This window comes from Proteus vulgaris (assembly GCF_016239305.1).
Classification (GTDB): domain Bacteria; phylum Pseudomonadota; class Gammaproteobacteria; order Enterobacterales; family Enterobacteriaceae; genus Proteus; species Proteus vulgaris_C.
This window is the reverse complement of the sequence record NZ_JAEHOQ010000005.1, coordinates 21,250-33,652: the sequence shown is the minus strand read 5'-3', so window position 1 is coordinate 33,652 and position 12,403 is coordinate 21,250. Positions and strand designations below refer to the sequence as shown.

The following is a 12,403-nucleotide window of genomic DNA, read 5'->3' as shown; positions in this document are numbered from 1 at the left end:
TTTAAAATTTATTAAGAATAATCTAGAAATGCTTATATTGAACAGAAGGTCATTTGCTAAAACAATGTTTATTCATCTAATGTTAGAAGTAGAAGATAACACTATCTTCAGATAAAAATAACGAATACTGCAAACCATTAATGCCACACATAGGGAACGAGCGGTATTATTTATCTAAGCAACTGATTAAAGTGACTAATGATAGATAAATATACCTAGTTATTGTTTTTAAATAAACTAACGTTAAAAAACAATTAGTTAAGATATTCTTATTTCACTTAATACTATTATTTTAGGAAGTAATGAATGGCGGAATATTTTATTCATAAACGAAGAGAAGAAGATAAAGGAAAAACAACAGCAGGAGGTCAAGTAACTCCTGTTTCTGTTTCTATCTCACCGGCTAAACTGTTTATGGAAGCGCGTTCACTATCCTATGCGTCGCCTAAATCCATCATATTACCTAAACCTATCTTTAAACCTACCCCTGTGCCTTATCAAAGTGTCCTCGATGCCGTTAAAGATGTTGCGATTGCCTCCCGATGGGGAATTTTAGGCTTACTTTTTCACTCTGAGCCTGCTGGGGATCCGAATGAAGACCAACTGTTCATTGGAAGATTGATAAATTCTCCCCTTTTAGTCGGCGGGTTTTCTCGCTCATCGCAGACAGTCAAAGGACAAAACTATACGGAAGAAGTCACTTTACGGCAGCTTGCTCATAAAAAAGCACCGTAATCACGGGCGTTCGGTTTCGGATTGTTGATGATGAAAGTACAGGATATGCCACTAAGGTCGCTGGGTATGTTGTCAATGAAGCCAGCGGACTCAATCATGTCAGAGTCCGATTTGCCGAGCGTCATGAAGATGGCACAGCAACATTTTTAGATCCTGATATAGAAGGATCATTTCATTGGGACATGGTGAGGAATACCGCAGAATATATCCCCTCAAACACCAGTGATGCTTTTCATACCGTTAAGTTTAGTTTGGATAATGGGCAACAAGAAACACTTATTCATGACGGTGGTGAGTTTGGCTATATGACGCCCCCACTTCCGTTACCTGAACCTCAAGAAATTTGGCGCTTACCGAACCCTATTCCTGAACAATCGCTGAATGCGCCTCCTGGTTTTCCTGAAGAACGACAAGAAGGTTGGATCGAAACCTTTCCCTTGGAAGAAGACGATTTTAATGATTTTATTATTGTCGACCCTTGGGGGGAAGTCCCCGCCATTTATGTTTATTTTCAAAAAAGACTCGTGAATTTTTTAGAGGTCGACTATTACGGAAAATTAAGAAAACTCTCTAAAGGAGGGATTTATGAAGTTGACCATATTCCCTCACAAGCTGCAGTTAGACTGTACTATAAAAAATTAAATCCTCTATATTCAAAAAGTCAAATAGATATATTGGTCGATCAAGTCGCTTCCGTAGCTATCCCGAGATCCGTACACCAAAAATGCAGTGAAACTTTCGGTGGAAAAAACAGGAGCTGGGTAGAATTAGACGATGACATCAAATTACGTCGAAAAGAGTATGACAGTCAGGATTTAAAAGTCGCAGTTGAGCGAAATTGGGAAGCGAACAGAGGATGTTTAAAAGCGGAATATAATGTGTCTGATGAAAAACTGAATGAAGTCTTAGCTGAAATACACCGATTAAATAGGGAAAGAGGATTATATAAATGAGTGTGAATATTGAAGCCTTAGTGCTGCGATTAGGGGATACCTATAATGAGCTTTATGACGACGGATTAATCCCTTATAAAACTAAACCGCAAGGGAATTCAGGTGATGATGAAGTGACACTTAAAATGTCCAAAGAGTACGTTTCTTTATCTTTTGAAAATCCATCAAAAAAACTCTCTGAAATTACATTGACATTAATTCCGGATAATATGAAAAATGGCTGGATATTTCCCAATAAAATCCCATTTGGATTAGAACAAGTCATGACCGACCAATGGTTTTATCAGCATATGGGTAACCCGATTAGATATACTCCTGAACAAATTATTTTAAAAATACCTTTTGGTAAAATTGAAGTTTTCAAATTAACAAATATAAATATTGATAAAAATATAATTTTAATTGTTAATTTCCATCCAACCATGAAAACCTTTGCCCAAAATATAACATTTGAATTATTTGAGTCTTTAGAGGCTAGAGAAGAATATTCTAAAGGTAATAGACCTCACCCAAATCTTTATCTTTCAGACGAAGAGGTTTAATACTACAAATGAGTGTGAATACTGAAGCCTTAGTGCTGCGATTAGGGGATACCTATAATGAACTTTATGACGATGGGTTAATCCCTTATAAAACTAAACCGCAAGGTAATTTAGGTGATAATTCTTTAAAGTTACGGATGAGCAAAGAATATGTTTTTTTAGCTTTTAAAAATCCCTCGAAAAAACTCTCTCAAATTACACTAACATTAATACCCGATAATATGAAGAATGGCTGGATATTTCCCAATAAAATCCCCTTTGGGCTAGAACAGGTTATGACTGACCAATGGCTTTATCAGCATATGGGTAACCCAATTAGGCAAGCCCCCGAAAATATTATCTTAGGGACTCTCTATGGCAAGGCAGAAGTGTTCATATTAAAAGAGAGGACTCACTCAAATCAAAAAGTAGTTTTAATAGCGAGTTTTCACCCTACTATGAAAAATTTTGTTCAAGAAACAACATTTGAATTATTAGAAGATTTAGAAGCACGTTGGAAGCCAGATCACTACAAATAATCCCTTTTATGTTAAACGGGCGAGTGAGTTAGCGAAAACCGCCCGTTCATCCCCATCAAAGCCCCTCAAAATGATTTTAAGGCTTGCTCATTCAAAAATTTAGAATGATCTCTATACTATTTTAATTCATTTTTAATATCATCCGGAGTGACTAAAAGATCGAATTAAAATTGTTGAAAGAGACTCAACTTGATCTGATGTAGCTAAATTGGCGAACTAAAAAGTAGGTAGTCGCTTTCTTCTTTTCCTTCTTTTCTGGCTTTAAATTATCTTTTTATGACATTTTTATTAAAAATGTGTTTTTTCGCTTGATTCTTACCCTAAAAGCACCAGATAATCGTTTGCGTCAAATTCTCTCACTCAATCCACACGAAAAACCAAACGTTTGCTTTTGACTCCCTCTTAAGATTTTTATCAATAAGAGGCTATTTTAATTGATACGTAATCGTTTTCGTTTTTTGGAGAGTGAACCGTTTTTATGTCAGAGGAATGTAATGTCTGCTAATCAATCAGCAACCTCAGGTAAACTGGATAGCTATTTTAAACTTACAGCTCGCGGTACCACTGTTCGCAAAGAAATGATCGCCGGTTTAACGACATTTTTGGCGATGGTGTATTCCGTGATTGTTGTTCCTAGTATGTTAGGACAAGCCGGTTTTCCACATACCGCAGTTTTTATTGCAACCTGTTTGGTCGCGGGATTGGGCTCTCTTCTAATGGGATTGTGGGCAAATCTTCCTATGGCGATTGGTTGTGCTATTTCATTAACAGCATTTACCGCTTTTAGCTTGGTTTTGGGACAAAATATCTCTGTGCCTGTTGCATTAGGTGCCGTATTTTTAATGGGATGTTTATTCACTGTCTTCTCATTAACTGGCATTCGTACTTGGATCTTAAAAAATATTCCGACAGGTATTGCTCATGGCGCAGGAATAGGGATAGGTTTATTTTTACTTTTAATTGCCGCCAATAGTGTTGGACTTGTCGTTAAAAACCCATTTGATGGTTTACCTGTTGCAATGGGGAAATTTACATCATTCTCTGTTCTGATGTCACTTGCTGGATTAGCTGCTATTTTCGGATTAGAAAAACGCAAAGTTCCGGGTGGCGTATTATTGGTGATTGTTGCCATTTCTATTATTGGGTTGATTTTCGATCCTAATGTAAAATACCAAGGTGTTTTTAAAATGCCTCAATTAGGTGAAGAAGGGCTTTCTTTATTATTTGCGATGGATATTAAAGGAGCATTACAACCTTTAGTTTTACCAAGTGTACTTGCATTAGTCATGACTGCTATTTTTGATGCAACCGGGACTATCCGTGCTGTTGCCGGTCAAGCAAACTTATTAGATAAACGCGGACAAATTATTAATGGCGGAAAAGCACTGACTTCTGACTCTGTCAGTAGTATTTTTGCGGGTGTGATTGGTGCCGCTCCTGCAGCAGTTTATGTTGAATCAGCTGCAGGAACCGCCGCGGGTGGTAAAACAGGATTAACTGCAACTGTAGTGGGTATTTTATTTTTACTGATCCTTTTCTTATCACCTCTCTCTTATTTAGTTCCAGCCTATGCAACGGCACCTGCACTAATGTATGTGGGTTTATTGATGTTAGGTAATGTCACTAAGTTAGATTTTAGTGATTTTGTTGATGCTATGTCAGGTATGGTGTGTGCCGTCTTTATTGTTTTAACCTGTAATATCGTTACAGGTATTATGCTTGGTTTTGGTTGTTTAGTGATTGGCCGAGTATTTGCGGGCGAGTGGCGTAAACTCAATATTGGTACCGTATTAATTACTATTGCTTTAGTGGCATTTTATGCGGGTGAGTGGGCGATTTAATTCGAATCATCGGTTTTAAAGACAAAAAGCGGAATATATCTATATTCCGCTTTTTTGCTATTTATTTATCTACTTTAATTCGCTATTGTCGAATTTAAGCTTAGTTGTTAAATAGTTGGTAGAATATATGCAAGAAATAAAAATACGCCATGGCGAACCAGATGACGCAGCCGCAATTCAACAGTTATATACTCACCCTGATTTATATATTTGTACTTGCCAATTTCCTTACCCTTCTGTGACGATGTGGAAAAAAAGATTACTTGAATTCGCAGAACAAAATATTCCTAATTTTGTGGCAACTATTGATGGTCAAGTTGCGGGACATTTAGCTCTGATAATTAATAGTCATCCTCGTCGTCACCACATTGTAAGTTTTGGTATTGGTGTTGGTGCTGAGTATTCCGGAAAAGGTGTCGGTAAATTACTTGTTAATACAGCAATTGATTATGCTTTCAATTGGTTAGCAGCAACACGTTTAGAGTTGGAAGTCTATTCAGATAATGAAAAAGGCTTACATTTATATAAAAAATTAGGCTTTGAAGTTGAAGGTATACGCCGTAAAGCTGCGTTTAGAGACGGAAAATATTGTGATGTTGTCATGATGTCGATGCTAAGAACGATTGAATAATCATGTGAATAAGCGACATTGCTCTAAAAATTAATCGATATTGTCTTTTATTTGTTATTTTTATTTAATTTCTTAATGTTTTACGTTTGTATACGAGTAATTACATCACTTAGACGGAAAAAGAGAAATAAAAACGTATGCTTTCGATGTTTAATGCCGTTAATAAATAAAGGGCAATAAAAAGAGTGCAATTTGTTGCGTTAGATACGATTAATCTTAATTTTAAATAATCACGCATGAGTCAGCGTGGGATCTGTTTAAAATAAGGAAAGGTAAAGAAAGGCATGGCGCATAAGTTTTTGCAGGGTGTGTTTTTTTATCATTCAGTAGGGTTTTCTTTTTTAAGGAAAAGATAACAGGTTTTTGAGATAAAAATAGGCATGTAAGGGTAACATGGAAATTTTCTTTACTATTTTGATTTTAATACTGGTGGTTTCAGTTTCGGGGGTTATTACAAAACTAATTCCCTTTCGTGTTCCGTTACCATTAATACAGATTGTAATAGGGGCTTTATTGGCATGGCCTCAGTTTGGTTTACATGTCACTTTTGATCCTGAATTATTCCTCGTCCTATTGATCCCTCCTTTGCTATTTGTTGATGGTTGGAAAACACCGACACGAGAATTTATCCAAAATGGGCGTGAGATTTTTATTCTTGTGCTTGTGTTAGTGATGGTGACTGTTGTTGGTATTGGTTACCTGATTTATTGGATGATGCCAAGTATCCCACTGATTTCAGCATTTGCATTAGCGGCTGTACTTTCACCAACCGATGCAGTAGCACTTTCCTCCATTGTCGGTAAAGGGCGAATACCTAAGCGAATAATGGGTATTTTAGAGGGTGAAGCATTAATGAATGATGCTTCTGGCCTAGTTGCGTTGAAATTCGCGGTTGCGGTAGCAATGGGAACCATGGTGTTTACTGTGGGGGGCGCAACACTTGAGTTCTTTAAAGTCGCTGTTGGTGGGCTACTGGCCGGTATTGGCGTCACCTTAGTTTACAGTAAATCTCTGCGATTAATGAGTCGCTGGAGTGGCGATGATCCAGCTACACAAATTGTCTTTATGTTATTGTTGCCTTTTGCGTCTTACTTAATTGCCGAGCATATTGGTTTTTCAGGAATTTTAGCCGCTGTTGCTGCAGGTATGACTATCAGTAAATCAGGTGTTATTCGTAATGCACCACTCGCAATGCGTTTACGTGCGGATAGCGTGTGGTCAATGCTTGAATTTGTCTTTAACGGCCTTGTCTTTATTATGCTTGGTTTACAACTTCCGATTATTTGGACAAGCTCTGTTATTCAGGCTGACCTTGATCCAGAAGTTGAAGTGTGGATGTTGTTTGCTGCCGTATTTGTTATCTATTTTGCACTACTTATCTTACGCTTTACATGGTTATGGCTAATGAAAAAGATCAGCCGTATCTTTATGAAAAAACACCCACTTGATTTCGCCAATTATACAACGCGTGAGCTGTGGCTTTCGTCATTTGCTGGTGTTCGTGGTGCGATTACACTAGCCGGTGCGCTCTCTATTCCACTCTTTTTAGCCGATGGCAGTACTTTCCCAGGGCGTTATCAAATCATCTTTATCGCAGCGGGTGTTATTTTACTGTCAATCCTTGTCGGTATTATCTCTCTCCCTTTTCTATTAAAAGGCGTGAAAACGACCGATAAAGAAGTCGATAAAAATGAAGTTCGTTATGCGCGAAAAATCATGGCAGAAGTGGCGATTGTCAGCTTGAATAAAATGGAAGAGCGTTTAGCCGCTAGTACAGAAGAGCAACTCGATGCAGAAGAAATTAATGAAGTTGCTTCTCGGGTAACAGGCTATTTACGACGTCGTACTGCAAATCAAGATGAAATGGTTCATAACATGTTAGAAGAAGATCTTGAAAGACGTTTTCGCCTAACTGCATTACGTGCTGAGCGTGGTGAGCTTTACCATTTAAGGGCTACGCGAAAAATTAGTAATGAAACACTCCAATTGTTGCTACATGAATTGGATTTAATGGAAGCACTGTTAGTTGAGAAAGATAGTTAATTATGTGGTTGCTCATTATTACAACACTGTTATGGGCAGCCTCTTTTAGCTTGATCGGCGAGTATCTCGCGGGTCAGGTTGATAGTTGGCTCTCTGTTTTGATCCGTGTTTCTTTAGCGGCTTTGGTCTTCTTACCTTTCTTACGTTGGAAGGGAATTCGTTTTAAGGTAATTTTGCTTTATATGAGTGTGGGAGCTTGCCAACTTGGTATTATGTATCTGTTTGTCTTCCATGCTTATAACTATTTGACCGTCGCAGAATTCTTACTGTTTACCGTATTAACACCGCTTTATGTCACGTTAATTTATGATCTATTAGAACGTCAAAAATTACGCTGGGGTTATGTATTCAGCTCCTTACTCGCAGTATTAGGGGCAGCTATTATTCGCTATGACCATTTAAGTGATGATTTTTGGTATGGATTGTTATTAGTGCAACTTGCTAATATTTTCTTTGCTATCGGTCAGGTGGGGTATAAGCGATTAATGGAAGTACATCCGATCCCACAACATCATGCGTTTTCTTGGTTTTATCTTGGTGCGGTTGCCGTTTCACTGGTTGGTGCGTTATGTTTTGCTGATTGGCAGAAAATGCCAACAACATCACTACAATGGGGGGTTTTATTCTGGTTAGGAGTAGGGGCTTCTGGAATAGGCTATTTCATGTGGAACTATGGCGCTACACAAGTTGATGCTGGAACCTTAGCTATTATGAATAACATGATGGTTCCAGCTGGGTTATTAGTCAATTTCTCTATTTGGCAACAACATCCAAATTGGCCAAGTTTCATCATAGGCGCGAGCCTGATTGTTGCATCACTTTGGATCCATCGACGCTGGATACACCGACCTGTTTTACAAAAGGAAGGTTGTTAACGGCGTGCTGACCTGACAGACGAATAAATTCACGAATTGCCGGTTGATGTTGCTCTCCACTACGATTAGCTGCATATAGCCGGCTCCATAATCCTTCACCTAATGTTTTTGTCACAACTAATCCTTGTTTTTCAAAATTCTCTACTGCCCAATGAGGTAGCGCTGCGATCCCCATACCAGCCGCAACCATTTGAATTAACAATAATGTATTATCGACATGTTTAAAATGTGGTGTTATTCCTGCGGGCTGTAAAAAATGACGCCACACATCAAAGCGCTCTCTTTGCACAGGATAAATAAATAAGGTTTCTGCAATTAAATCTTGTGGCTGAATATGTAAGCGATCCGCGAGAGGGTGGTCGGGGGATAAAACCAGTTTAACTTCGTAGTCAAACAACGGGGTATAGTGTAAACGCGCATCATCTAAAATATCAGAGGTTAGCACTACATCTAATTCACGTTGTAGTAATGCCGGCTGTGGATCAAATGTAACCCCCGAATGGAAATCGACATTGACTTCAGGCCATGTTTGGCGATATTGCTGTAATGCGGGTGTTAACCATTGAATACAACTATGGCATTCAATCGCAATATTTAAATTTGAACTCCCCGGCTCATTACAGGCTTCAATCGCTCTGCGCACGATAGGTAGAACTTCTTCGGCTAATTTGACCAGCACTTCACCTTGTGAGGTAAAACGCAGTGGCTGGCTTTTACGCACAAAAATTCGATAACCCAGACGATGTTCTAATTCACTAAATTGATGTGAAAGAGCTGACTGTGTTTGATGTAGTTGATTTGCTGCGTTAGCAAGAGAGCCAGTGTGCTTTAATGCCAATATCGTTTTTAAGTGTTTTATTTCTATCATGAGAAACCTTCAGGTTGTTGATGAAAAATTTGCGCTTGTGATTTATACACTACCTGTAGATTATGGATGTGTAAACATCTAGACGGCTAAAAACAGGATTTTAATTATGACAATTCGCAATCACACACTGGGTTTCCCTCGTATTGGCTTAGATAGAGAGCTAAAAAAGGCACAAGAAAATTATTGGGCAGGCAAGATTTCACAAGAAGAACTTATCGCAGTAGGTAAAACGCTTCGTGCTCGTCACTGGCAACAGCAAGCAGATGCAGGAGTTGAATTATTACCTGTGGGTGATTTTGCTTGGTATGACCAAGTTTTAGGAACAAGTCTATTGTTAGGCAATGTGCCACCTCGTCACCGTAATGAAGATGGCTCATTGGATCTTGATACATTATTTAGAGTTGCGCGTGGTAGAGCACCAACGGGTAAGCCTGTTGCTGCATCTGAAATGACGAAATGGTTTAATACTAACTATCACTATATCGTTCCTGAATTCCAACAAGGTCAATCATTTACCTTTGCATGGAAAGAGCTATTAGATGAAGTAGATGAAGCATTAGCTCTTGGCCATAAAATAAAACCAGTGTTGCTGGGTCCCGTGACTTATCTTTGGTTAGGCAAAGTGAAAGGGCCTGAATTTGATAGATTAACGCTTTTAAAAGAAATTTTACCTATATATCAACAAGTTCTTACTGCATTAAAAGAGAAAGGTATTGAATGGGTACAAATTGATGAGCCTGCATTAGTATTGGATTTACCAATTGAATGGCAAAGCGCATACCAAACCGCTTATCAAGCATTAGCAGGGCAAGTTAAATTACTGTTGACGACTTACTTTGATGGTATTTCTCATCATCTTGATATTATTAAGGACTTACCTGTTAATGGGCTTCATGTTGATATTTCAGCAGGTCAAGATGATTTGCAACATTTACATCAAACATTACCCAAAGATTGGGTGCTGTCATTAGGTGTCATTAATGGCCGTAATGTTTGGAAAGCCGATTTGAGTACACGTTATCAGCAAGTCGTTGCGCTAAAAGGTAAACGCCCATTATGGATCGGAACTTCATGTTCATTACTGCACAGCCCAATTGATTTAAAGGCAGAAACTAAACTTGATGATGAAGTAAAAAGTTGGTTTGCTTTTGCTGTTCAAAAATGTGAAGAAGTGGCTTTGTTGGCTAAGGCACTAAATGCATCCGAAGGCGAGTATGATGATCAATTGGCACAATACAGTGCTCCAATTCGCCAACGTCAGCATTCTACACGCGTGCATAATGCCAAAGTGGCGGCTCGTTTAGAGGCGATTAAAGCACAAGACAGTGAAAGAAACTCACCTTATACCCAACGCGCAGAAGTTCAACGTGCTCGGTTTAATCTGCCATTATGGCCAACCACGACCATTGGTTCATTTCCACAAACCACTGAAATTCGTACTGTGCGCCTTGATTTTAAAAAAGGAAATATTGATACAGTAGCTTATCGTAAAAACATTAGTGAACATATTAAGCAGGCGATAACAGAACAAGAAAACCTAGGCCTCGACGTATTAGTCCATGGTGAAGCTGAACGTAACGACATGGTGGAATATTTTGGCGAGCATTTTGATGGTTATGTCTTTACACAAAATGGTTGGGTGCAAAGTTATGGCTCACGTTGTGTAAAACCACCAGTGATTATTGGAGATATTAGCCGTCCTGAAGCCATTACTGTAGATTGGGCAACTTACGCGCAATCATTAACTGAAAAGCCAGTTAAAGGAATGTTAACCGGGCCAGTGACAATTTTATGTTGGTCGTTCCCTCGTGAAGATGTGACGCGTGAAACGATTGCAAAACAGATCGCGCTAGCACTGCGTGATGAAGTAGATGATTTACAAAAAGCGGGTATTGGTATAATCCAAATCGATGAGCCAGCCTTACGTGAAGGATTACCACTGCGTCGTGATGAATGGCAAGCTTATCTTGATTGGGCAGTTGATGCCTTTAAATTAAGTGCCGCTATTGCCGATGATGAAACCCAAATTCATACTCATATGTGTTATTGCGAGTTTAATGACATCATGAATTCTATTGCTGCATTGGATGCTGATGTAATTACTATCGAAACATCACGTTCAGATATGGAGCTTTTAGAAGCCTTTGAACACTTTGATTACCCAAATGAAATTGGGCCTGGTGTTTATGACATTCACTCGCCTAACGTGCCAAATGTGGAATGGATTGTGGGATTATTAAGAAAAGCGCAATCACGTATTCCAGCAGAGCGTTTATGGGTAAATCCAGATTGTGGATTAAAAACACGAGGCTGGGCCGAAACACGTGCAGCATTAGCGAATATGGTGGAAGCCGCTAAATATTTACGTCAGAACGTATAATAAAATAATTACTGATTAGTCTGCTATTTTTGAATGGTCATTTTGAAAAGAAATCATACCATCAAAATAGTAGGCTAATTTTATATAAATAAAAAAGAGTATTAATGAAAACTCGGAGCAAATCTTATTATTGATATTCTGAAGAGTTGTTATACTGCGAAAACTCGCTAATTTTATGGATATAATTATTGTGCAAAGCAGTATTAAACTTTCGGATAAAATATTAGATGCTTTCCCTACCCGACCTTTGACATTGGTTCCACTAAGAGGAGACGGTGGATTATTTCGCACCTTATTTTTAGTGATTGTGATGTTAGCATTGACTGTATTTAGTGCATATCAAATCCCTAATATTCTTTATGATTATAAAATCAGTGAGAATGCAGTACCCGTTGATGCTACGGTGAAGGGCTCTTGCCGCTCACAACTCTTCGTTCTTACTAACTGTAGTGTTGATTTACGTTATAAAGGCAATGAAGTTTCGCGTAATTTTACTTTTTTAGATTTAGGTCCAAAAGATGTATTAGTTGAACCCGTTGCTGATGCAAATGATCTTAGCAAAATGACCGTTGATGTAGCGATAAATAATATTTGGCTTCGCCTAATTAGTACGGTTATTTTTATCGGCTTATTTGGGTTTAGTGTGATCTTTTTTATTTATCGTCAAATATTGACGAGTAAAGTGAGAAAAGCATTATTATCAGTGGGAACTCAGCCTCTAAAATTAATAGCAATCCCAGCAAAAATGGTTGTGAGTAATAAGCAATTTATTGCAACTTATCATCTTAACTTGGATGGTAAAGATATTCGTACTGCTTATTCAGGAAATAAGAAAACGCCTCCTATTGTGATTGAGCAAAATGGAAATACCTATGTATTAGCCGTTTATTCACCACAACAAAATATCCCTTATGCTTTAGATGTGCCTTTAGAGCGTATTCAAGCAACGCCAGAAGAGAAGCAACGTTTCCATGACGCGTTAATTGAAGAAGGTTTGCTGTAATCAATTTTGATTAT

At 38.3% G+C, this 12,403-nt stretch carries 11 protein-coding genes; 10 read left to right on the top strand and 1 reads right to left on the bottom strand.

Annotated features, from left to right (window positions below; all coding sequences use genetic code 11):
- The first annotated feature begins 306 nt into the window (after positions 1–306).
- The 8 genes from JEP40_RS04825 to JEP40_RS04790 all read left to right on the top strand — a co-directional run bounded on the left by JEP40_RS04825 (position 307) and on the right by JEP40_RS04790 (position 8,138).
- Entirely contained in the window at positions 307–735 is a 429-nt protein-coding gene (locus tag JEP40_RS04825) for a hypothetical protein (RefSeq protein ID WP_198622691.1), read from the top strand.
- Entirely contained in the window at positions 735–1,688 is a 954-nt protein-coding gene (locus tag JEP40_RS04820; protein ID WP_198622786.1) for an S-type pyocin domain-containing protein, read from the top strand. Before JEP40_RS04825 ends, JEP40_RS04820 begins: the two co-directional genes overlap by 1 nt.
- Entirely contained in the window at positions 1,685–2,230 is a 546-nt protein-coding gene (locus JEP40_RS04815) for a DUF6392 family protein (RefSeq protein WP_232799154.1), read from the top strand. The genes JEP40_RS04820 and JEP40_RS04815 overlap by 4 nt, the downstream gene beginning before the upstream one ends.
- A gap of 8 nt (positions 2,231–2,238) precedes the next feature.
- Entirely contained in the window at positions 2,239–2,748 is a 510-nt protein-coding gene (locus JEP40_RS04810) for a DUF6392 family protein (RefSeq protein WP_198622690.1), read from the top strand.
- Between the two features lie 494 nt (positions 2,749–3,242).
- A complete protein-coding gene (locus tag JEP40_RS04805) occupies positions 3,243–4,589 on the top strand; it encodes an NCS2 family permease (protein WP_198622689.1) in 1,347 nt (448 codons plus the stop codon).
- A gap of 127 nt (positions 4,590–4,716) precedes the next feature.
- The gene (locus JEP40_RS04800) at positions 4,717–5,220 is read left to right on the top strand and encodes a GNAT family N-acetyltransferase (RefSeq protein WP_198622688.1); all 504 of its coding nucleotides are present in this window, start codon (positions 4,717–4,719) and stop codon (positions 5,218–5,220) included.
- 393 nt (positions 5,221–5,613) lie between these two features.
- On the top strand, positions 5,614–7,263 hold the full coding sequence (locus JEP40_RS04795; protein ID WP_198622687.1) for a Na+/H+ antiporter: 1,650 nt from the start codon (positions 5,614–5,616) through the stop codon (positions 7,261–7,263).
- Positions 7,264–7,265: 2 nt separating this feature from the next.
- A complete protein-coding gene (locus JEP40_RS04790) occupies positions 7,266–8,138 on the top strand; it encodes a carboxylate/amino acid/amine transporter (protein WP_198622686.1) in 873 nt (290 codons plus the stop codon).
- Here the strand turns inward: JEP40_RS04790 and metR are convergent.
- On the bottom strand, positions 8,053–9,006 hold the full coding sequence (gene metR / locus JEP40_RS04785) for an HTH-type transcriptional regulator MetR (protein ID WP_198622685.1): 954 nt from the start codon (positions 9,004–9,006) through the stop codon (positions 8,053–8,055). The genes JEP40_RS04790 and metR overlap by 86 nt on opposite strands.
- Positions 9,007–9,112: 106 nt before the next feature.
- On the opposite strand from metR, the gene metE reads away from it, so the two are divergent.
- Together metE and JEP40_RS04775 are read left to right on the top strand one after the other, a co-directional pair.
- A complete protein-coding gene (metE, locus tag JEP40_RS04780; RefSeq protein ID WP_198622684.1) occupies positions 9,113–11,386 on the top strand; it encodes a 5-methyltetrahydropteroyltriglutamate--homocysteine S-methyltransferase in 2,274 nt (757 codons plus the stop codon).
- Between the two features lie 175 nt (positions 11,387–11,561).
- The gene (locus tag JEP40_RS04775; RefSeq protein WP_198622683.1) at positions 11,562–12,389 is read left to right on the top strand and encodes a hypothetical protein; all 828 of its coding nucleotides are present in this window, start codon (positions 11,562–11,564) and stop codon (positions 12,387–12,389) included.
- Positions 12,390–12,403 lie beyond the last annotated feature (14 nt).

Coding starts and splice junctions, on each gene's coding strand:
- metR (WP_198622685.1), bottom strand. CDS start 9,006: ATGATAGAAATAAAACACTTAAAAACGATATTGGCATTAAAGCACACT.
- JEP40_RS04815 (WP_232799154.1), top strand. CDS start 1,685: ATGAGTGTGAATATTGAAGCCTTAGTGCTGCGATTAGGGGATACCTAT.
- JEP40_RS04810 (WP_198622690.1), top strand. CDS start 2,239: ATGAGTGTGAATACTGAAGCCTTAGTGCTGCGATTAGGGGATACCTAT.
- JEP40_RS04795 (WP_198622687.1), top strand. CDS start 5,614: ATGGAAATTTTCTTTACTATTTTGATTTTAATACTGGTGGTTTCAGTT.
- JEP40_RS04790 (WP_198622686.1), top strand. CDS start 7,266: ATGTGGTTGCTCATTATTACAACACTGTTATGGGCAGCCTCTTTTAGC.
- JEP40_RS04800 (WP_198622688.1), top strand. CDS start 4,717: ATGCAAGAAATAAAAATACGCCATGGCGAACCAGATGACGCAGCCGCA.
- JEP40_RS04775 (WP_198622683.1), top strand. CDS start 11,562: ATGGATATAATTATTGTGCAAAGCAGTATTAAACTTTCGGATAAAATA.
- JEP40_RS04805 (WP_198622689.1), top strand. CDS start 3,243: ATGTCTGCTAATCAATCAGCAACCTCAGGTAAACTGGATAGCTATTTT.
- metE (WP_198622684.1), top strand. CDS start 9,113: ATGACAATTCGCAATCACACACTGGGTTTCCCTCGTATTGGCTTAGAT.
- JEP40_RS04825 (WP_198622691.1), top strand. CDS start 307: ATGGCGGAATATTTTATTCATAAACGAAGAGAAGAAGATAAAGGAAAA.